Annotated in this window: 17 protein-coding genes, 1 tRNA gene and 2 pseudogenes; 3 read left to right on the top strand and 17 right to left on the bottom strand. The window is 39.6% G+C overall.

The annotated features are described in order from the left end of the window. Positions 1-229 precede the first annotated feature (229 nt). Positions 230-1,465, top strand: a complete 1,236-nt coding sequence (locus BGM26_RS01215; RefSeq protein ID WP_217037905.1) for an MFS transporter — start codon at positions 230-232, stop codon at positions 1,463-1,465. Between the two features lie 97 nt (positions 1,466-1,562). Here BGM26_RS01215 and BGM26_RS01210 read toward each other — a convergent pair whose 3' ends face one another. After that, on the bottom strand, positions 1,563-2,084 hold the full coding sequence (locus tag BGM26_RS01210; RefSeq protein ID WP_254118901.1) for a hemerythrin domain-containing protein: 522 nt from the start codon (positions 2,082-2,084) through the stop codon (positions 1,563-1,565). Positions 2,085-2,314: 230 nt separating this feature from the next. Here BGM26_RS01210 and BGM26_RS01205 point away from each other — a divergent pair, with 230 nt between their 5' ends. Then, positions 2,315-2,653 (top strand): hypothetical protein, encoded by a 339-nt coding sequence (locus BGM26_RS01205; RefSeq protein ID WP_217037904.1) that lies wholly within the window; start codon positions 2,315-2,317, stop codon positions 2,651-2,653. A 389-nt stretch (positions 2,654-3,042) separates the two neighbouring features. On the opposite strand, the gene BGM26_RS01200 is transcribed toward BGM26_RS01205, so the two are convergent. From BGM26_RS01200 to BGM26_RS01165, 8 genes are all read right to left on the bottom strand, one after another. Next, a complete protein-coding gene (locus BGM26_RS01200; RefSeq protein WP_254118898.1) occupies positions 3,043-3,327 on the bottom strand; it encodes a ferredoxin family protein in 285 nt (94 codons plus the stop codon). After that, positions 3,327-4,622 carry an FAD-dependent oxidoreductase gene (locus BGM26_RS01195; RefSeq protein ID WP_217037902.1) on the bottom strand — a complete coding sequence of 432 codons (1,296 nt, stop codon included), beginning with the start codon at positions 4,620-4,622 and terminating at the stop codon, positions 3,327-3,329. The genes BGM26_RS01200 and BGM26_RS01195 overlap by 1 nt, the downstream gene beginning before the upstream one ends. Further along, positions 4,615-5,643 (bottom strand): electron transfer flavoprotein subunit alpha/FixB family protein, encoded by a 1,029-nt coding sequence (locus tag BGM26_RS01190; RefSeq protein WP_217037901.1) that lies wholly within the window; start codon positions 5,641-5,643, stop codon positions 4,615-4,617. Before BGM26_RS01190 ends, BGM26_RS01195 begins: the two co-directional genes overlap by 8 nt. Before the next feature lie 37 nt (positions 5,644-5,680). Next, complete coding sequence (locus BGM26_RS01185) at positions 5,681-6,496, bottom strand: electron transfer flavoprotein subunit beta/FixA family protein (RefSeq protein WP_217037900.1); 816 nt, start codon at positions 6,494-6,496, stop codon at positions 5,681-5,683. A gap of 688 nt (positions 6,497-7,184) precedes the next feature. Then, positions 7,185-7,481, bottom strand: a complete 297-nt coding sequence (locus BGM26_RS01180; RefSeq protein ID WP_217037899.1) for a YciI family protein — start codon at positions 7,479-7,481, stop codon at positions 7,185-7,187. A gap of 30 nt (positions 7,482-7,511) precedes the next feature. After that, entirely contained in the window at positions 7,512-8,666 is a 1,155-nt protein-coding gene (locus tag BGM26_RS01175) for a glycerate kinase (protein WP_217037898.1), read from the bottom strand. 293 nt (positions 8,667-8,959) lie between these two features. Continuing rightward, a complete protein-coding gene (locus BGM26_RS01170; RefSeq protein ID WP_367949254.1) occupies positions 8,960-9,199 on the bottom strand; it encodes a Spo0E family sporulation regulatory protein-aspartic acid phosphatase in 240 nt (79 codons plus the stop codon). A gap of 433 nt (positions 9,200-9,632) precedes the next feature. Beyond that, on the bottom strand, positions 9,633-10,805 hold the full coding sequence (locus BGM26_RS01165; protein WP_217037897.1) for a pyridoxal phosphate-dependent aminotransferase: 1,173 nt from the start codon (positions 10,803-10,805) through the stop codon (positions 9,633-9,635). A gap of 309 nt (positions 10,806-11,114) precedes the next feature. Here BGM26_RS01165 and BGM26_RS01160 point away from each other — a divergent pair, with 309 nt between their 5' ends. Continuing rightward, on the top strand, positions 11,115-11,900 hold the full coding sequence (locus BGM26_RS01160; RefSeq protein ID WP_217037896.1) for a carbon-nitrogen family hydrolase: 786 nt from the start codon (positions 11,115-11,117) through the stop codon (positions 11,898-11,900). Positions 11,901-12,130: 230 nt separating this feature from the next. Here BGM26_RS01160 and BGM26_RS01155 read toward each other — a convergent pair whose 3' ends face one another. The 8 genes and pseudogenes from BGM26_RS01155 to BGM26_RS01125 all read right to left on the bottom strand — a co-directional run bounded on the left by BGM26_RS01155 (position 12,131) and on the right by BGM26_RS01125 (position 21,270). Further along, the gene (locus BGM26_RS01155; protein ID WP_217037895.1) at positions 12,131-12,652 is read right to left on the bottom strand and encodes a methylated-DNA--[protein]-cysteine S-methyltransferase; all 522 of its coding nucleotides are present in this window, start codon (positions 12,650-12,652) and stop codon (positions 12,131-12,133) included. A 207-nt stretch (positions 12,653-12,859) separates the two neighbouring features. Further along, positions 12,860-13,678 (bottom strand): methyl-accepting chemotaxis protein, encoded by an 819-nt coding sequence (locus tag BGM26_RS21875; protein WP_483297787.1) that lies wholly within the window; start codon positions 13,676-13,678, stop codon positions 12,860-12,862. Between the two features lie 123 nt (positions 13,679-13,801). Further along, positions 13,802-14,125, bottom strand: a pseudogene (locus BGM26_RS21870) (HAMP domain-containing protein); the annotation flags it as partial. A 1,099-nt stretch (positions 14,126-15,224) separates the two neighbouring features. Then, a pseudogene (locus BGM26_RS01145) lies at positions 15,225-17,526 on the bottom strand (thiamine pyrophosphate-dependent enzyme). Further along, complete coding sequence (locus BGM26_RS01140; protein WP_217037893.1) at positions 17,526-18,539, bottom strand: 2-oxoacid:acceptor oxidoreductase family protein; 1,014 nt, start codon at positions 18,537-18,539, stop codon at positions 17,526-17,528. The pseudogene BGM26_RS01145 and the gene BGM26_RS01140 overlap by 1 nt, the downstream one beginning before the upstream one ends. A 349-nt stretch (positions 18,540-18,888) precedes the next feature. After that, positions 18,889-18,962 (bottom strand) — tRNA-Arg (locus BGM26_RS01135). A 161-nt stretch (positions 18,963-19,123) separates the two neighbouring features. Continuing rightward, complete coding sequence (locus BGM26_RS01130) at positions 19,124-19,843, bottom strand: LutC/YkgG family protein (RefSeq protein ID WP_254118894.1); 720 nt, start codon at positions 19,841-19,843, stop codon at positions 19,124-19,126. After that, entirely contained in the window at positions 19,843-21,270 is a 1,428-nt protein-coding gene (locus BGM26_RS01125; protein ID WP_217037892.1) for a LutB/LldF family L-lactate oxidation iron-sulfur protein, read from the bottom strand. Before BGM26_RS01125 ends, BGM26_RS01130 begins: the two co-directional genes overlap by 1 nt. Positions 21,271-21,337 lie beyond the last annotated feature (67 nt).

Genomic DNA, 21,337 nt, shown 5'->3' with positions numbered 1-21,337 from the left:
AATTATAAAAGCAACAAACTTTACGAAAACAGCCTATCTTTATAAAGTATACCATCCAAACCAGTCCTTGGTTTAAAATAAAGCATATACTTTTCGTTAACTCCTATAATATGGTATATTCATATTGATAAAAAAGAATTTTTTTAATCTTTCCAATCTTATGTTTTAGCGTGTCACATTAAACTTCTCGTCTGGTCTATATTATATTTCGTTTAAAGGAGTCCTTATTATGAGCAGCACAGCAGCGGCGGCCCAAGCACTATCACAAAATCGTGATACTGCATATAGAATTTTATTTATTATCGGCCTCTGCCATCTATTGAATGATTCGATTCAGGCCATTATTCCTGCGATGTTTCCGATTCTGGAAAAGTCTATGGGGCTTACGTTTACGCAGCTTGGAATTATCGCATTCTCTTTAAATATTGTCTCCTCCATCCTACAGCCGATAATTGGTATGATGACGGATAAAAAACCGATGCCGTTTGCATTACCCATCGGATTAACATTTACGGCGTTTGGTGTTCTTGGCCTTGCACTTGCCCCTAGGTTTGAATTAGTTGTTATTTCTGTCCTATTCATTGGGCTTGGTTCAGCCATTTTCCATCCGGAAGGGTCTAGGGTAGCCTATATGGCAGCTGGCCACCGCCGCGGGCTTGCTCAATCCATTTACCAAGTAGGAGGCAACACTGGTCAGGCAATGGCCCCGCTCATTATGTATTTAATCTTAGTTCCCCTTGGCCAAATTGGCGCAGCTTGGTTTACTGGGGTTGCTGCTCTTGCCGTCGGATTACTTGTTTATATTGCCTTTTGGTATACAAGAACCCTTCGTTTAGACCAAAAACCGGGTAACCGTAAGGAAAAAAGTTCCGCAGCTAATCAGAAACGAATTTCAAAAGCTGTCTGGTTTGCGCTTTTTCTGATTTTGTTTTCAATCTTTGCCCGCTCTTGGTATGTTTCGGGAATGACAAATTATTATGCTTTTTACGCTATTGATAACTATTCATTCACAATTAGGCAATCTCAAATCTTTTTATTTGCCTTTTTAGTCGCTGGGGCGCTTGGGACCTTTTTTGGCGGACCGCTTGCAGACCGGTTTGGAAAGAAAAAAGTCATCATTCTTTCGATGATTCTCTCTGCACCACTTTCCATTGCCATTCCATTCGCATCGCCTGTCGTTGCATTTTGTCTCTTAATACTTACAGGCTTTATTCTTATGTCAAGTTTCTCAGTAACAGTTGTATATGCCCAAGAGCTTGTACCAGGTAAAATTGGCACGATGGCTGGCTTGACAGTTGGCTTTGCTTTTGGAATGGGCGCAATCGGTTCCATTGTGCTTGGCTATTCAGCTGATTTGATCGGACTTTCTAATACAATGATTCTTGCCGGTTGCTTACCTTTGCTTGGTTTTTCAGCACTGCTGCTTCCATCCGATCAGAAGGTTAACGAATGGAATCAAGGTTAAGGCTTAGACGAAGCTGGCTTAAATAAAAGTTATCAACAGGCCTGGAATCTAAATTTTATACGTAAAAAGGAAAAAGGAGGGGACTGGTCCCTCCTTTTTATATTCCGTTTATTCTTTTAAGCAGGTCTAATTTTTCCTCATCTGATAGCATGTTTTCTGCCATTGGGAAAAGGATCTTTTCTTCTTTTGCAAAATGCTCAACAAGGGTATAATAAGCATTTTTTATAAGGCCAGCATTCACGATCATCTCTGCTTCCTTCATTTGTTCTGCTTGCTTCGCATTTTCTAAAAAGGAGCCTATAAAGCTTTTTGCCTGATCATGTTCGTATTCCATAACCGCAATTGGCCCGGTGCCTTTCCCAAGATACTGCTCCATCATCCGAAAAAGAACGCCCTCTTCCCGCTGAGAATGAGGATCAAGCACATTTATGAATGATTTTACTTTCGTTATTAATTCAGCAAAAACGGCAGGACTTTGTTCTTGTTCTATGTCCGTCGAAAGCTCCAATAATCCCTTAAGCATATCAAGAAGTGGCGGATGCTCCTCCTTAAGCTGTTTTAACCCTTCACAAAGTTGAATTGGATCATTTCCCATCATCGAACTCATACAGCCTTCCATAACGATTCTCCTCTCTAATTATTATGACAAGATTATAATGGAATGTAACTTCTTACGTAGTGACGCATATCATAAGCTTTACATAAAATAATATTCGCAAAGTTTTAACAATTCGAGTGAAATTTTTTTCGATAATTGCCATATAATAAAGATAGAATACAATTTTACGAGAAACCATGTTATTTATTTTTCTGCAATCAAAACCTATTACAAGTTAGGAGGGAAGATTTATGTATATGTATGAAGATTTTTATCAAAAGGCGCCGATCCCTATGGGAACAAATGATTTAAATTGTTTGAAAGAAACCTTTGCGAGCAGCCAATTAAAGCATTCACATTGGCTTATCGCCTTAGAAGGACAGCTAAAAGATTTAGAGACAGAATATTACTGCTGGAAAGTTACCGTTTATTCATCAGATTCCAATGGCTGCTTTGCATGGAATCCCCCCTGCTATTCATCCTCGATATTTGATTGCATCCATAAGGCATATGAACACGCCAATGAATTAGAAAGATACGGACGAAATGATCAGTTATTTTCAACAAATTTACTAGAGAGAATTGGTTAACCTCTTCTGATCCCCTCATTTTAGCTTTTCCCTTTTTTGATCCTTCATGTGAAAAAACATACATATAGTACAATCCTTTTGCTTGTTCTTCACTTTAAAAACCCACCAAAAGCGATTAAATAATATTCTATGAATGTTTAATAATTTAAATTCATAGCCTTTATTTTCTCCAAACTAGCGATTTCAATATCTAAAGCATTCATGAGCGTGTGCTCCAGACCCGGTATGTAAAAGTCGTTTCACCTCACTAGTTGTTCCTCCCATCATAAAGGACAAGTTTTACGTATGTCGACCAACAAATAATGATTCAAACAGAAAAATAGCTCCAACTCTTGAGAGGGAGCTATTACTATTATTAATTTAATTATCTTAATCCTCTATCGCTTGCACTAAGCAAGTCTAAAAACAATCCCATGTCCGCCTTTTGGATATTCCCACTTGATATTCTGATAAGGACAGCCAATGCGACAGCTTCCACACTCATGACAGCCTTCATATCCGACCTGCATCCTTAAGCCTTCCCATTTGTATACTTCTGCTGGACAGAAAATTGTACAGATTTTATCGGGACATTGTGTCATGCAAATATCGTGGTTCATTACTGTTAAATGCGATTTCGTATCTGCCTTAAAACGAAGTAAATACTGCTTTTCTTCAATCGTTTTAGTTGACATTATTTCACCGCCTTCCATGCACGATACATGTCTTGAAGCACTTTAATTGTTCCTTTTTCTCCTGTTATGCTACGCATTATTTGTTTCTGCTTCTCTCTTTTCGATGTACCATCTACCGTGAAAAACTTGCTTGCCGCACGGTTCATCATCGGCACATACTCTTTGAAATATTGCGGATAGTTTTCAAATGTGTGGGTCGCATCCTTATATTTTTCCAGATCCTTCATAATAAAGCTGTTGTTTAATGCTTCCCGATATTTATTTAAACTGGATTCACTAAAGTCATTCCTTTTCTTCGCCTCGACAATCGTTTCAGCCGCCATTTTCCCCGATGACATCGCCATATTGGATCCCTCTCTATGGATGGCGTTAACAAGCTGGGCCGCATCTCCAACGAGTAGCACACCATTGCCTGCCACCTTTGGAACAGAATGATAACCTCCTTCCGGAATGAGGTGAGCTAAATATTCTGCTGATTCTCCGCCAGCAATCAGCGGCTTTACCATTGAATGCGTCTTTAAATAATCTAGTAGATCATAAGGCTTTAGCTTAGCTTTAATCATACTTGAAAGCGTTGTACCAACCCCGATGTTAATACTTTCTTTATTTGTGTAAATAAAGGCTGTTCCGAGGTTTCCTTTTGTAGAGTCTCCAAAAATTTCAATTGTACAGCCCTGATTATCCTCCAGATTAAATCGGTCATTAATTTTTTCTTTTGGCAGATTGATAACTTCCATTACTGTTAATGCAACTTCATCTGGACGGAATTCTTTATGGAAGCCAAGCTGTTTCCCCAGAAGGGAATTGACCCCATCAGCCAATACGACGACATCTGCAAACACATCTCCGTCTGGGCGGTCTGTCCTGACGCCGACCACTTTTCCGTTTTCCACTATACATTCCAGCACGACAGTTTCATTTATTAGCAATACACCTTGCTCTACCCCTTTTTTGGCAAACCATTGGTCAAATGGGGCACGAAGGACAGTGAAGTTATTGTAAGGCTCGACTCCCCATTCAAGCCCTTTATATCCGAATGTAACGGCCGATTCTTTGTCCATCATCCAAAAGCGCTGCTCAATAACAGGTCTTTCTAACGGCGCTTCCTTCCAAAATTCAGGGATGATTTCTTCCATTTGCTTACGGTATATTACGCCACCCATAACATTTTTGGAACCTGGATATTCTCCTCTTTCAATCTGTAAAACTTTCAACCCATTTTTTGCACAATTATAAGCACACGATGTTCCAGCCGGTCCTGCACCGACAACAATAACATCAAATTTCTCAGACATAACTAACTTCACCGCCCTTTTCTTTACGCAGCTCCTTAAATTGTTCGATTAATTTAGGGACGATTTCCATAGCATCACCGACAATTCCATATGTGGCAACATCAAATATCGGCGCGTTCGGATCTTTGTTAATTGCAATAATCAACTCGGAATTTTTCATTCCGACAATATGCTGGATCGCACCTGAGATCCCAATTGCAAAATAAACCTTTGGTGTAATCGTTTCCCCTGTCTGCCCAATTTGAAGTTCATGCGGCAACCACCCTGCCTCAACAACATCCCGAGTTCCCCCGACACTAGCCCCAATCGTTTCCGCCAATTCATGGATAAGCTGGAACCCTTGCAAATCCCCCAGCCCTTTGCCGCCTGCGACAACTACATGTGCCTCAGATAAACTGGCTGTTTTTGTGACATCTTTCACAATTTTAAGCACTTTTGTACGCATATCTTCTTCTTTTAACGATATTTCTTCTGCAATTATTTTCCCTGTTCTCGCGGAATCCCTCTCAAGGGCTTTCATTACTTTAGGTCTGACTGTAGCCATTTGCGGACGATGTTTTTTACATAATATAGTGGCCATGATATTACCGCCAAATGCTGGCCGACTTGCTTCAAGCAATCGACTTTCTAAATCGACATCGAGCATCGTTGTATCCGCGGTTAAACCTGTACTAAGATCGGTAGCAACCGCACTAGCAAGGTCTTTTCCATTTGGTGTGGCACCATAAAGAAAAATTTCTGGTTTATATTTTTCTGCAAGCAGCATAATGCCTCTCATGTATGATTCCGTCCGATAATCCTTCATAACAGGGTGGTCGATGACGTATACTTCATCAGCCCCGAATGAGATGATTTCTGAGCATAAAGATTTAACATTATAGCCCAATAATACACCTGCAAGCGGTACGCTTAGCTTATCGGCCAATACTCTTCCAGCCCCTAGAAGCTCTTTAGATACGCCTTCGATTTCCCCTTCATTTTGCTCAATGAATACCCAAACCCCCCGGTATTCTTCTAACATGCAGACCCCTCCTTAGTACGATTTAATAGATTAACGGTTAGTAAAAAAATAATTCCTTTTTATCACTTAACAGTTCGATTAGTTCCTTCACTTGTTCGTCCGAATTACCTTCCAGCTTCTTTCCGCCTTCTGGCTTTGGAGGTGTAAACATTTTTCCGACAATCGTTGGTGATCCTTTTAGCCCCAATTGTACTTTGTCTACATTTTCAAGATCGCTAACAGACCAAATAATCGGCTCATATCTTGCTGCTTTGATCATATTCGGCATTGCAGAATAATCAATTTCGTTGATCTCCTTTCCAACTGTCAAGAGACAAGGGTACTCAGCTTGGATCATTTCATAGCCATTTGATATTTTCCTCTTTAAAAGGACTGTTTTTTCTTTTTCATTAAACTCTGTCACCTCTATCACATTTGTAACAGGAGGAATATCCATTCTACGTGCAATTCCAGGACCGACTTGTCCAGTGTCTCCATCAATCGCATGCAGGCCGCAAATAACGAGATCGACAGGCTGATCTTTCGAAATTCTTTCTAGTGCCTTTGATAAAGCATAGCTAGTTGCTAATGTGTCCGCACCCGCAAATGCCCTGTCTGAAATAAGAAATCCTTTATCAGCCCCAATCTCAATACTTTTTTTGATGACAGCCGTCGCCTGGGGCGGACCCATTGATAAGACAGAAATTGTACCGCCTCCTACCATCTTTTTAATCTTGACAGCCTCCTGAACAGCATGGGCATCATAAGGATTTAAGATTGCCGGAGCACTTCGGCGGTCGAGTGTGTTTGTTTTTGGATTAATTTTAATAATTTTTGTATCTGGGACTTGCTTGACACAGACGACAATGTGCATGAATGAAATTCCCTCCTCTTAATTGGAAAAGCTTGGTGCGCCATGAAAAAAAACGGTTCTTACCTATTAACTCCGCCTTTTGAAGGCGCTTCCTTTAATGTATATTTAAAAAGCTATGTATTACGATATATGTTTCGCAACACACGCATAGTACTAACAAATTGATAATAATGACACAATCGTAGGCAGAATGCCTGTCCACATTCATTCCATCTTTTATGCGGTTTTACTTTGAAATTTAATTACTCGTATGTATTTAGGTGATGATAGTAAAATATATTCTTGGTGTATGAGGATTTAATAGATCTTTAAGCAAATGCTAGAGTCTGTTTAGAATTTGTGCGTTCTGTGGAAACCTTATATGCAAAAAAGAAGAAAAAACAAAGATGAGATTTACATTAGATGTAGAGGTTAATTTATTATTTATTTTATTAGGAAAGTTCAGATATAACTATGACAAATCTCACATGCTTGTATTCTTTTCCTGTCTATCAAAAATTTAATATTCTCACACATTATATAAGCATAATAAAAAGGATAGTCAAAAGCAGAAATTTATCAGCTTTATCCATCCTTTTTTATACAATATATGCTCATTACTATATGACATTAAGATTTGCCATGCTTTAATTTCAGTTATACCCTTTCTTTCACAATGATAATTTGATATAAAAAGCACGGCCGTTCTCTAGTCGGTCCGCCCATTCATGCTGGATAAAACGGCGTTGCTGACCATTTCCCATTCATGAATTTCGAAATTCCTCGCTCCGTGGACAATATAGGGATCTTGTTTTGCGATCTGTTCTACTTCTGCGAATGAGTCAGCTTGATAAATGACTAATCCCCCAGTACCGTCAACAAATCGTCCATTGGCAAATATTTTTCCTTCCCGGCGTTTCTGATCTAAATAGTGAAGATGTTGTTCACGGTACTCTTTACTCTTCTCTTGATTTAACATCGATAAAAAAACTGCAAAGTACTTCATTAGTAATCACCCTTTAACGTTGGTTATCGATTATATTTTTACACCTGTTCGAACTGCTTGAATTAATCGGAATATCTGATTTGTTGTTGAGCGTAAATGATTACATGTTACTCTCGGTTCCAGTGCTTCTTCTAATGTCATTGGTGCATTCACAATGGAAAAATAAGAAGTGATACCAAGTTGATTTAATATAGCTGCCTCTTTAGTAATCCCACCAGCCAATGCAATAACGGGTACTTGGTACTTTTGTGCTAGTTGTGCTACTCCAAGTGGCGCTTTCCCCATTGATGTTTGTCCATCCAATTTTCCTTCGCCAGTAATTACGAAATCCGCATCTTTTATTTTTTCTTCCATTCCAATTAAATCTAAAACTAATTGAATTCCTGACTGAAGATGTCCCTGTAAAAATCCGGCAAACGCTGCTCCAAGGCCGCCAGCAGCTCCTGCGCCAACAATGTTATGAATATCAATACATAACTCATGAAGTACGATCCGCGCAAAGTTTTCAAGCCCTTTATCAAGTTCTTTGATCATTTCCGCTGTTGCTCCTTTTTGAGGACCAAAAACATAAGCGGCTCCGGTTGGACCATAAAGCGGATTATTTACATCACAAGCCACTTTGAAAGTACAATCCTGTAATTCGGGAAGTACATCGGCAGCTACAATTCTATGTATATTTTGCAAGTTTCCTCCTCCGAAGCCTACCTCCTCATTGTGTTGATCTAAGAAGCTATAGCCTAAAGCTTGAAGCATTCCGACACCTGCATCATTTGTGGCACTGCCGCCAAGTCCAATTACAAATTCGCGACATCCTTTAGCAATTGCGTCACAAATAAGTTCTCCCACACCATATGTTGTGGTTACGGTTGGATTTCGTTTGTCAGGATGAACAAGCGGTAATCCACATGCCGCAGCGACTTCAATAATTGCTGTTTTTCCATCTCCTAAAATGCCGTATACCGCCTTTAATTTTTCATTTAACGGTCCTGTTACTTCTTTTTCAATCAATTGTCCGTCTGTTGCCTGTACCAACGTCTCAACCGTACCTTCCCCACCGTCCGCTAAAGGAAGTGTCAAAATCTCCGCTTCGGGATAAACATCTTTTATACCTAACGAAATAGCCTTACTGCCATCTATAGATGAAACGCTCCCTTTAAAAGAATCGATTGCAATTAAAACTTTCATAATAAGCACCTCTCCTCTCTGAATAAAATTTTATATAATTCCGATATAAATCAACAAGGGAATAATAACATTTTCAAAGAATCCTTTTTTTATTAGTTATTGTGAATCATATACTTTTTTGTTGCAGTAAAAAATGGATAATATAGAATCTTATAAAACATAGAAATACATCACCCTATATAAGTGATGTACCATCTCTAATAAAATCCGAAACGGTCTCAACAATTTGTTGGTTATAATAACCATCATGTTAATATGGCATAGCAACCATTTGTTTTTTTGACCTTCAGATTTTATGCTTCTATAACTTGCTTTGGCCAACCCATAATCATTTGCTTGAAGGAAAACTTTACTTCTTCCTTTCGCTCCTGATCTTGTCGTAAAATACATTGATACTCGAAAATTAATTGATCGAGTTCTTGGCTGCAACGGATTGTATCCTCGCTCGTAAATCCATTTTTTTCAGCTGAATCTATCATTTTTTCTCTCATTTCTTGAATTTGAGTCAACATTTTTTTGCCCTTTTGACACACCCGTACTTCCTCCATCCTATCCTTTATTCTATAGTTTTTTTCCTATTAAATTAATGATCACTTGAAGCATTATTACAAGAATTTCTATAAATGTAAATAGATTCGCAAAATTAGACAATTTTTTTCTAAAATTAAATTTATCGACAGTTTTCAAGGTTTTTCACATAGGTATTTCGACATACTTTGATCGTTTTCTTCAACATTTTCATTGTGCTTAATTTGGTTTTTTTACCAAATTTCATGTTATATTTATAGTAGGAATCACAATAATTATATTTTTCCAAAAATCGAGAATCTAATAGCCATTCTAATCTTATGATCTAAAAAATCCCTTCACCAATTAAATGGCAAAGGGAATTTTAAGATTAGCTATTTATTTTTCAAATTATTAAGGATTATTACTGGGATTTCCCCTATTTGTAAATTATTTAATTCAAAATAAATTTAACTGTTCAATTCGCTGAATGGCTTCTTTTAACCTTTCCTCTGATGTCAAAAGTCCAACTCTAACAAAACCTTCTCCCCATTCACCAAATCCAATTCCAGGTGCCACAACGATATGAGCCTTTTCGAGCAAATAATCAGCAAATTCCATAGAAGTAAAGTCTACTGGCACCTTTAACCAAGCGAAAAAAGAGCCTTCTGGCGATTTGACATCCCAGCCGATTTCCTGAAGACCAGATATGAGAACATTTCTGCGGCTTTCATACATAGCATTAAGTTCCCTTACACACTGCTGAGACTCGGTGAGCGCCGCTGCTGCTGCCTCCTGGACAGCACCGAATAAACTGACGTACACATGGTCTTGGAAAAGATTCAACGCCGCGATTACACTTGGATTACCTACTGCAAATCCTACGCGCCAGCCTGCCATATTATATGTTTTTGAGAGCGTATAGATTTCAATACCAACCTCTTTTGCCCCTTCAGTCTGTAAAAAGCTCACGGGTTTCTTGTCATCAAAGCCAATCGCTCCATAGGCAAAATCATGGACAATACAAATATCATGCTTTCTCCCCAATTCAACCGTTTTACTGAAAAAGTCCTTTGTAGCAACAGCTCCTGTTGGATTGTTCGGGTAATTTAAAAACATCAGCTTTGCAGCGTCGAGGTCTTCCGCGTTCAGCTCATCAAATTCCGGCAAAAAGTTATTTTCTTCCCTTAGAGGCATCGTCACCATTTTCGCCTTCGCCAGTTCAACTCCCGACCAATAATCTGGATATCCCGGGTCAGGAACAAGAACAGTCTCACCCGGATTCAATAGACATTGCGGAAGTTCAACTAATCCTGCCTTTCCGCCAAACAAAATTGCCACTTCTTTATCAGGGTCGACTTCTACTCCATATTCTCTTTTGTAAAATTCAGCAGCAGCTTCTTTTAAATATCGATAACCTTGAAAAGGAGAATATTTATGATTGATTGGATTTTCAGCAGCAAGCTGAAGACTTTTGACGATATGTTCTGGTGTAGGCTGATCAGGGTTCCCTTGCCCAAGATTAATGATGTCATGTCCTTGTTCAAGATGCTCCCCGACTTTAGCTACAAGCGAAGCAAAAAACTGCTTCGGTAAACGTTTTAATAAATCTGACTGCGGATAATTCTTCATCTATTTCCACCTGCTTTTCAAATATAGGCGCTGTTAAACAATATTGTGATCTAGTCGCGGGTTCGATTTACCTTCCGAGAGGCGGGTTTTGCATTCGCAAAAAAGGCTCTCTCCAGGCAAAATTGCCCCGCTAATATGCATTTATCAACATTATCCATTAACAAGGCCAAAAAATAAAATAATCAAAAACTAGTCAAAGATGATAGTACGTTTTTGGAAAATTGTAAAGATATTTTTTTCGAATATTGAATTTTATCCTCTATCATTCTATCATATAGGATAATGATACACATAGACGGAGGGATAAAGGTGAAATTGAAAATAGCATGTCTGCAAATGGATATTGCATTTGGTGATCCACAGCAGAACTTTGATACAGTAAAAAAACGAATCATTGAAGCTTCTCAGAGTAATCCCGATATTTTGGTCCTGCCTGAATTATGGACAACAGGATATGATTTAACAAGATTGGATGAGATCGCTGATGAAAATGCTTTAAACAGTCTGGATTTTCTTCAAGAACAAGCTAGTCTAAATAATGTTCATATTGTTGGCGGATCCGTTGCTAATAAAACGGAAAACGGTTTCTTAAATACAATGCCCATTGTTAACAAAAGTGGTGAAACTGTTCACCTTTACAGCAAGCTCCATTTATTTAAGCTAATGGATGAACATTTATACTTAACCGCAGGGGAGAAAAAGGGTTTATTTTCACTGGAAAACCGATTATTCGCTGGCTTAATTTGCTATGATATTCGTTTCCCTGAGTGGGTTCGAGCGCATACGACCGAGGGTGCAGAAGCGGTATTTGTTGTGGCTGAATGGCCGCTTACCCGCCTTTTCCACTGGCGTTCCCTTTTAATCGCACGAGCGATCGAAAATCAGTGCTATATCATTGCATGCAACCGTGCAGGTTCGGATTCAAACAATCATTTTGCCGGCCATTCGATGATCATTGATCCTTGGGGAGAAGTAATTGCTGAAGCATCAGAAGCGGAGGAAATCTTACAAGAAGAAATAGACCTGGATATGGTGAAGGATGTTCGTCAAATGATCCCCATCTTTTCTGATCGAAGGCCAGAGTTTTATAATTAAGAATTCTTTTTTCTCTACAACTGCTAAAAGCCTCTTTCGCAAATAAAGAGGCTTTTAGAGTTAAGTGAAGGAATTATTGCCCGAATTAAGGTTTCGGTAGGCTTGTCCTGCTCTTTTCTCAATTATTCGCTATTTCAAGCATTAACTACTGACCCTCTATATCAAATTCATCTTGGCGTATTTGCACCCAGATTATTACCTTAGCTTGCTCGATAATTCCTTTAAAAAATTTAAAGGCTACCCTTCCCAACAGAAGGCTTATAAACTGCCCCTTCCAAATTAAGCAGTTTTTCTTTTATATCCGTACGAGTTCCAGCATATCCGGTAAGGCTTTGGTTCTTCCCGATAACCCTATGACATGGAATGACAAGCGGGAGATTATTTGCTTTATTTGCCTGCCCTATCGCCCTTACAGCTTTCGGATTGCCAATTTGGCTGGCAATATCCTGGTAGCTTCTCGTTTCGCCGAATGGAATATCGCATAGTTCTTTCCAGACTGCTTCTTGAAAACTCGTCCCTCGAGGTTCAATTGGAAGATTAAATTGTCGTCTCGTCCCATTAAAATATTCGATAATCTGCTTCACGCCTTCTTTTAATAGGTGATCTTCTTTATCTGGAATTAATTCATCAACTTTTTCCATTTTCAAAAAATCATCTTTACCTATATAGACAGCCGCAAGTATATCATCGTTAACCACCATGTAGATGTCACCTAAGGGCGTTTCACATATCGAGTATTTCCGCTTGGCCACTGCCCCCACCCCTTTATATCAAATTCGCCTTGGCGTATTTGCGCCCAGTTTTTTACCTTAGCTTGCTCGATAAATTCCTTTATAAAATCTGAGGCATCTGCCGGAGGCTTAACTTTATTCAGCCAAGGATTGAACCCCCACTGAATTGGATACCTTTTTGCATTCATCTCTACACTTTTAGAAGCGGGAGACTTCTGCTGAATAAAGTTAAAGTTTGAATCTGGAAATCATCGTATTCATTTGGTCAGCCAGACTTGATAAAGACTGAACATTATCAGAAATTTCCTCCATTGAATGGTTCGTTTGAGTAATGGCTGCGCTTGTCTGTTCAATGCCGGCAGCCGATTGCTCTGAAACGGCTGCAATATTTTCAATCGATTGATTCATAACAGCCGAGCTGTCAGCAACATCCGCTAGGTTCGTAGATATGTCATTCACATTTATGGACATAAGATTAACAGCCTCATAAATCTTTTTAAATGTCTCACCTGTCAACTGAATCTGTCCTGTCCCTTTTTCAACTTGGGAATATCCTGTCTGCAAGGAAGATACAACATGATTTGACTCCGTTTGAATACCCTTTACAATGGTCGTAATATCTGCAACTGAAAAGGATACTTGCTCAGCAAGTTTACGAACCTCGTCAGCGACCACTGCGAACCCTCTTCCATGCTCCCCAGCCCTCGCTGCTTCAATCGTTGCATTTAATGCAAGCAAATTCGTTTGACCAGCAATTTCATGAATGACTTTAACAAGCGTAGTGATTTGTTTTGTCTGCTCATCGAGACCGTTCACGCGCTCAACCGATGTTTTCATTATCTCATTAATGATGGCCATCTGTTCTTGGGATTCTCGCATAAGTGTGTCGCCTATTTTTGTCATTGATAATACTTCATTTGAGGCAGTCTGAATGATTGAACCACTTTTCGTAGCTCGTTCGACTTTTACCAAATATTCGTCCATCATTCTGGCAAGTCCTGTGGCAGAGTTGGCCTGTTCTTCAGCTCCGCTTGCAAGCTCCTGCATTGTCGAAGCTCCTTGCTGGCTAGCTGCCTTTACTTCATTCGCAGCAATCGTTAATTCACCGCTCTGTTCGGTTACATTTCGAGAAACAGCTGAAATTTCCTGTATCATTATTTGCAAATTTTCTTTCATAGTATTCGTTGCTTTGCTTAATTCAGCTATTTCATCTTGTCCATCAATTTCGATTGTTTGAACGTGTAGATTTCCAGCAGCTATTTCATTTGAAAGATGAACAACTTGACCGAGTTGTTTGGAAATAATTTTTCCAATGAATAGGATGCTGACGATGCCTAAGGCTGCCGAGATAACGATGGAGACGCCTAGAACAATTAATGTTGAAATTAATCCCGATTTAGCACCAAATACGGCACTTTTTTGTTCATTTTTCAGCTGATCACCTAATGTTTCTAATTGTATTACGGTTCGAGTAATACGAGTATCTGCATTCATCTTACCAATCCGATATCCACTAATATTTTGACGCTTTACTTCTGGCGCGATTACTTCGTGAAACAAAGCAGTAATTTGCTTATCATTATCGTCAATTTCGTAAAATAATTGTTTCATTTCTGATGAAGTTAAAGCAGGTGTTATCTTGCTCTTCAGTGCATTGAGTTGCTCAGTAAGATTATCAAAAGTGCTTAAATGTTTTGGCGTTGGATCAATAATATAGTTCCCGATTATACTCCCTTTTTGATGAAAAACAGCAGTTGCTTCAGTAATCTTGATTGCTCGGTCACCAGTCTCTTCCACGATTTCCATTTTTGTATTGGCAATGTCTAAAAGCACAAAAGTAATAATTGTTGAAATCGTAAATAGACCAATGGTTACGAATAATGCGACACCATATTTCTGGCCGAGTTTCAACTTTTTCCAAAGATTTAAATTGGCTAACGAGCTTACTCGCTTTTTAGGCCTTTTCTCTATTGACAGTTCGTTTGGTTTCTTTACCTTCTTCTTCACTCGTGACTTTTTTACCCCTTTCATTCTATATCCTCCCCCGATATGTTAACTCGTTATAATTCGATAGAACCAAAAGTAAATAATCACATCTAACATTTTTACTATTTTTTTATTTAATTATAGTTGAAACAAATATACATTAAAAGGGATAGTTTCCATTTCGAAATTCTTTTATTTAATCAGATTACTATTTAGCGCTTTTGCCTGCTATTCTTTTCTTAAGGCTGTTTCGTAGAGTTTGTTGTTATCGGGAATAAACAATGCCCGTTGCTTTCCGCGGGGAGGAAGTCGAGCCTCCTCGACGTTCCGTCTGCGGGGTCTCGACTTTTCCTCTGTCTCCCGCAGGAGTCAAGTGCCTTCCGCTCCAATCCACTCACCGTTTTCATTGGTGATAAAAGCAACAATCTTTTAGAAAACGGCATTTTTAAAAAAATATCTTTGCAAGTTTCTGCAATCTATTCGCAAATTTTCAGGTTCTATTTTGCAAAGTTTACGATTCGGATACGAATCCTCTATCAAAATTGCATTATTTAACAATGCCAATATTAAAAAAGCAAAGTACACAAGTGTACTTTGCTTTTCCTTGTTACAGATATGGATTTTCATGTTTGGCATTCAAACGCTGCCATCTCATTTCTATTTCTTCTTCCATTTCAGCAAACAATTCTCGATTTTCTTCTTTTAATAAATGTTTGGTTTTCCCCATATATTTCAACCATTCAGAGAGAGGAACTCTCTTTTTCTTTTCTTCCGGATGATAAGTAATCGTTGTTGTTCCTTCTTCAACCTCATAAAGCGGGAAGAAGCAGGTGTTGACAGCAGCCTCGATAATTTTCTCTCCGTAACGGTCATCAGACTTCCAGTTTAGCGGACATGTAATCAGAATTTTCCCGTATACAGTGCCAACATTTTGTGCATACCACTGGGCCTTGGCCGCTTTCTTTATTAAATCTTGCGGGAACGCTTCAGCTCCAGTAAATACGTAAGGGATGTTCGTTGCAGCCATGATTTGCGCTGTATCCTTATGGTGGAAGCCTTTTCCTTTTTGCGCCCGTCCGACATTGCTCGTACTTGTCATATGTCCCTTTGGTGTCGAGTAGGACATTTGCGATCCTGTATTCATATAACCTTCATTATCATATTCGAGCATAATCAGTTTATGGTTTCTTAAGGCTGTGCCGATCGCAGAGCCCATCCCGATGTCCATACCGCCGTCACCTGTAACCATTACAAATGTTGCATCATCAGAAACATTGATTTCTCCACGTTCCTTTAATTCTAAAAAGGCTTCCAAAGTACCTGATAGTGTTGCGGCTCCATTCTGGAACAGATTATGAATCATCGTTTGTTTATGTGAAGAATATGGATAAGCTGTCGTTGTTACATATGCGCAACCTGTTTGGAACAACACAACGATATCGCCTTCAATGCCTTTAAAGAATAACTCAAGACCTGTGAATATACCACATCCAGGGCAAGCTCCATGGCCCGAAGCAATCCGTTTTGGTTTTGTGGTAAGTGCCCGTAATGGGGGAATTTTCACTTTTAACTTGTTTGTTTCTTCGTCTTTTTCAACATGAATTAAGCCTGAATTATAGATTTCTCCATGCTGAGGTACAATAACTGGTGCAAGGGTCTGCCCATTATTCCCTGGGACATGCCCAAAATAATCAAAAGGTTTCTCGGCATAGCCCTTTTCCATTGCATCTATCGCGTCACTAAAGAAAGTCTCCGCATCATCAGCATAAAAATCTTTTCCTCCAAGGCCAAACACGCGGCTTTGGACGATCGTTTTGTTTTCATGGTCCTCCTGCAGAGCAGATTTCACTTCATGGGTTAGGTTCGGCCCATTTCCGCCATAAGAATCAGCACGTTCCCCAATTAGCAATGATTTAACATTTTTCAACGCTTCCCGAATTTCCTTTGCCGGAAAAGGACGAATGATGTTTGGACTGATAACACCTGCTTTGACCCCTTTTTTTCGGAGGTTATCGACGACATCCTTTGCCGTTTCTGCAGCTGAATTCAATAAAAATACAGCTACTTCTGCATCCTCCATTTCATATAGATCGAGAACTGGATATTCACGGCCTGAGACTTTTGCCTTTTGCATATTCAGCTGCGACTTCTTTAAAAATATCACCAGCCGCATACATGGCCTCAGACTGCTGATAATGGGTATTCATTAAATCTTCGCCGTTCATATGGGCACCAATGGTCACTGGCCTTTTCGGATCACGGGCGAAGTTATAGTCTGTTGGGCATTCACCCACAAATTGCTGAACGATCTTTCTATCTTTAAAATAATTCACTTTCCGTTTTTGATGGGAAGTAAAGAATCCGTCGTAGGCTACCATTACAGGTAAGCGAACCTTCGCATGCTCAGCAATTTTCAAAGCCATGATATTCATATCGTAAACAGCTTGTGGTGTTCTTGCTGTCAGAATGACCCAGCCTGTATTAAGCGCAAAATATAAATCTGAATGATCACCACGAATATCTAATGGTCCGCTAATCGCACGGGTTACTAAGTTCATTACCATCGGAAAGCGTGTTCCGGATTGAACAGGAAGCTGTTCCAGCATATACATAAGACCGTTTGCACTCGTAGCATTAAAAACACGTGCACCTGTTGCTGCGGCCCCATAACAAATACCAGCTGAACCATGCTCTCCATCTGCTGGGATTAATTTAATGTTATGTTCCCCGCGTGCTTTCATTTGGTCCAAATATTGTGCGACTTCCGTTGAAGGTGTAATCGGAAAATACCCCATGATATGATAGTCGATTTGGGCGGCAGCCATTGCGGCCATTTCGTTCCCGCTCTCAAATGTTGTCAGTTGGTCCGCTGCTTTTGCTATTTTTAATTCTTCTTCTAGAATCGCCATTATGAAATCCCTCCTGCCACATAAGGATAGTTATGTTTTACCCTGTGTGAATCGGCGTAGCCGATCGTTTCACGTAGATCACTTAACGCACTTGTCGGACATGCCTCAACACATTTCAGGCAGCCCTTGCAATATTGATAATCGATTCCTTGTAGGAACATTTGTTTACGTCCCCTTTTATCCTCGCCTTCTTCCCATACAAAGCAGAAATCCGGACATACGGTGTCACACGCGGCACAGTTAATGCATTGCTCTTGTTGGAACTGAGGAAGAAATCCTTGCCTTGACCCGCTCAAATCTTTCAAAACGCTATTCGCCTGAGCCGTGATAACTCCGCCAATTTCCTGAGTCTCATACCCAAGTAATGGCAAAATTCGAGTAAATTCTTTCCCTAATGCATCAACAGGTGTTTCATACGTTTTAAATTGAACTTCATTATATCCCCGCTCAAAAGTACGGATATTCGGTTCGACTAAATGCGGATATTTATTTTCAAAGGTTTTTCTGATGACATCCTTCATCTTTTCAGGATCAAGGAAATCACAAATACGGAATAGCGCGCCAAGCATCGCTGTATTTACTTTCGTTTTTTCCTCGACAGCGATTTGCAGCGCATCAACAATCGCCAATGTTCCGTATTCCAGTTTCAAATCCTTTTTTATATCATCAAAATCTCGAATTGAGTTCACTAATAAAATTCCATCTGGATTTAGGCCGCTGACGACATCCACTGTTTTGTACAATGCTTCATGAAAAACACCAACAACATGCGGCTGTTCAATCGGACTATGTGCCCGAATTTCAACATCATGATCACAAAAGCGAACAAAGCTTTTCACTGGTGATCCTTTCTTTTCAGATCCGTATGAAGAAAAGTTGGATCCATTTAAGCCAAGACCCAATACCCCAGCTTCAGCGAGCATTTTTCCAGCCAGATTGGCACCAAGTCCCCCTATCGATTCCAATCGTATTTCAAAAAAACCTAATTCGTTTTTCTTAGGTAAGATTGACATGTTCTCACTCCCTATAATCATTACGGTTTCATTTTATTCAACCGCTAATAGGAACCAACTGAATTTAAGTTGGAACTATATCCCCTTTTTTTATTTTAGGTGAATGTTTTGAGTTTCGCTGTGACAAATGTTAAACAACCGAAGAAATATTTGAAACAGATTTTACTTATCTTAAAATCCCCTTATTTGCTATGACTGAAAGCGTAATCATAATTATATAACAGCGTTAAGTATGTACTATAACAGAGGAATTCCCTTTAGTTTTTTCCTCGCTTGTTGTTTCCGGCAGAAAATTGAAAAGCAAAAAAGCGCAAACCACGTATTTTTAGTGGTTTGCGCTTTTTTCATACGTCCCAGGCGAGATTCGAACTCACGACCTACAGCTTAGGAGGCTGTCGCTCTATCCAGCTGAGCTACTGAGACATCAATTTATTTATTATAAATCCACTTTTCCTATATAGTCAATGATATTTTATTGATTAGTTAACTTATCGGTCAATAGATAGCTATCTCCTTCTTAACCACCAAGGAAATTCTCCTAAAAACAGAGTCTGATAATGAAGAAATCAGTCTCTGTTTTTATATTATAAATCTTCCACGACTATATAAGCAGCTTTCACCGGACCGTGTACACCGACGACGAGATTCGATTCGATGTCTGCCGAGTTGCTAGGGCCAGTTATAAAATTAATACACGAAGCAATGTGTTCACCGCTTTTTACCTTTTCTCTGATGATTCTTACTGCCTGGGTCATTCTTGGTACAAGTGTACTTTTTGGGATGATTATTACAGAGCTTGCTGGCAAAAAGCTTACAGTCCGTCCTTTATCTTTGCCGCTAAAAAGAACAGCTGTCCCAGATTCAGCAAGCGTGATATCACTTATCGTAATTCCCACATTTGCTTCATCTGCAAGTTTGATATTTTCTTCTTGCCTAGACGGATCCCACTCATGGAATTCTACGTTTTCTCCAGGCCATGTTTGAGTAAATAGCGGAGATAGCCCGTATTCCTCAAAACGGATATCCTTCCACGCCAAAACCGGTCCTCCTCCATAGGTGGATACAATATTTTTTACGGTTTCAATTAATCCGATTTTGTTAGTAACGACGAAATCTGTGTGTATTTTCGTGCATTGGATTTTAAGAATCTCGAGTAATTCATTCGAATCCGCATCCTTTAATACTGCATCCTGAGGCTGATATTTCCATTTCGGTCTTTCTACTTCAACGGCGAACTTGTCTCTCCCTAAGCGCCCCGCGATATCGCTAAGGAAGGCCTCTCTATTCTGTATAGTACCCTTCATTATTTGTTCCCTTCTTTCGAACGATCTTTAAACCAATCACGAAATCTTTCTTTATTAGGTGCAGGAAATTCCCGAATTTCTGTCCAAGACTTTAATGGGCCAGGCCCTTTCGAGATTTTATCTCCCACTGTAAATGGATTCATTGCAGACGGCGCAATTTTCGATCCTAATTTGTAAAGTGAGGGGGAAGCCGCACCAAGTCCAAAAGCTTTCATCGCCAATTTTTCTGAAATCGGTGCCCTGCCTTCCGTTTCTACGATCACCCGGCGATGCTTATGAAGCAGTTCGTGTAATGGGATTTTTACAGGACATGCTTCCGTACAGGCTCCACATAGTGTTGATGCATATGGAAGTTCTTTGTAGTCATCATAGCCACCTAATAGTGGTGATAAAACCGCCCCGATTGGTCCTGAGTAAATAGATCCGTAGGAATGTCCGCCTACATGACGGTAAACTGGACAAACATTTACACACGCAGCACATCTGATACATTGGAGGATCGATTGGAACTCCCCGCCCAAAATACTTGATCGTCCATTGTCAACAATGACTAAATGGAAGTCTTCTGGCCCATCAACATCCCCTTCATCTCTTGCACCGGTTAAAACAGTAACATAGCTTGTTAGTTTCTGACCTACAGCACTTCTCGTTAAGAGACTTACAAGGACATCCAACTCTTCATAGGTTGGAACGAGCCTTTCCATTCCCATGACAGTTATTTGTGTTTTTGGCAATGCTGTCACTAGATCAGCATTCCCTTCATTCGTCACTAAACAGATTGAACCTGTTTCAGCAACCGCAAAATTACAGCCTGTAATTCCTACATCAGCCGTTAAATATTCTTTCCGAAGCATTTCCCTGGCATGCCAAGCTAACTCTTCAGGCTTCTCTGATTTTTTATAGTTTAGCTTTTTTGCAAAAACATCCCTAATTTGCTCTTTATTTTTATGCATTGCAGGACCCACGATATGTGAGGGTGGATCATGATCATCCAACTGAAGAATGTATTCTCCTAAATCCGTTTCAATGACCTCACAGCCAGCATCCTCTAAACAGGCATTCAAATTAATTTCTTCTGTCACCATTGATTTCGATTTGACTACCTTTTTGGCATTTTTCTTTTCAATGACTTCACGAATATATTGATTCGCGGCATCAGCTGTTTTAGCAAAAAATACATGCCCGCCTCTGTTTGTTACATTTTCACTTAATTGATATAAATAAGCATCTAGATTTTCTAGTACATGCTGACGGATTTCTTCCCCATGGGAACGCCATTCTTCCCAGTTGCCAAGCTCTTCCGCTGCAATCAGTTTCCTTGTACTTAAATTATCCTGCGCACTGGAAACTGCGCCTCTCATAAAGGCATTATTAATCCCGGCATCTACCCGATTATTGAAATCTTCCGTTCCAATTTTCATTGGCAATTTGATCTCCCCCTTTGCGATGGAATTGTTTCTAATATCTAGCAAAATTCATTGGGACACCTTTTCA

Origin of the sequence: Bacillus sp. FJAT-29790 (genome assembly GCF_019039215.1) — a bacterium.
Taxonomy (GTDB): domain Bacteria; phylum Bacillota; class Bacilli; order Bacillales; family Cytobacillaceae; genus Cytobacillus.
This window is presented reverse-complemented; position numbering and strand designations above follow the sequence as displayed.

Bases quoted from the DNA above. Each gene is read 5' to 3' on its own strand.
- BGM26_RS01215 (WP_217037905.1), top strand. From the start codon at position 230: ATGAGCAGCACAGCAGCGGCGGCCCAAGCACTATCACAAAATCGTGAT.
- BGM26_RS01210 (WP_254118901.1), bottom strand. From the start codon at position 2,084: ATGGAAGGCTGTATGAGTTCGATGATGGGAAATGATCCAATTCAACTT.
- BGM26_RS01205 (WP_217037904.1), top strand. From the start codon at position 2,315: ATGTATATGTATGAAGATTTTTATCAAAAGGCGCCGATCCCTATGGGA.
- BGM26_RS01200 (WP_254118898.1), bottom strand. From the start codon at position 3,327: ATGTCAACTAAAACGATTGAAGAAAAGCAGTATTTACTTCGTTTTAAG.
- BGM26_RS01195 (WP_217037902.1), bottom strand. From the start codon at position 4,622: ATGTCTGAGAAATTTGATGTTATTGTTGTCGGTGCAGGACCGGCTGGA.
- BGM26_RS01190 (WP_217037901.1), bottom strand. From the start codon at position 5,643: ATGTTAGAAGAATACCGGGGGGTTTGGGTATTCATTGAGCAAAATGAA.
- BGM26_RS01185 (WP_217037900.1), bottom strand. From the start codon at position 6,496: ATGCACATTGTCGTCTGTGTCAAGCAAGTCCCAGATACAAAAATTATT.
- BGM26_RS01180 (WP_217037899.1), bottom strand. From the start codon at position 7,481: ATGAAGTACTTTGCAGTTTTTTTATCGATGTTAAATCAAGAGAAGAGT.
- BGM26_RS01175 (WP_217037898.1), bottom strand. From the start codon at position 8,666: ATGAAAGTTTTAATTGCAATCGATTCTTTTAAAGGGAGCGTTTCATCT.
- BGM26_RS01165 (WP_217037897.1), bottom strand. From the start codon at position 10,805: ATGAAGAATTATCCGCAGTCAGATTTATTAAAACGTTTACCGAAGCAG.
- BGM26_RS21875 (WP_483297787.1), bottom strand. From the start codon at position 13,678: ATGCAGGAGCTTGCAAGCGGAGCTGAAGAACAGGCCAACTCTGCCACA.
- BGM26_RS01140 (WP_217037893.1), bottom strand. From the start codon at position 18,539: ATGTCAATCTTACCTAAGAAAAACGAATTAGGTTTTTTTGAAATACGA.
- BGM26_RS01130 (WP_254118894.1), bottom strand. From the start codon at position 19,843: ATGAAGGGTACTATACAGAATAGAGAGGCCTTCCTTAGCGATATCGCG.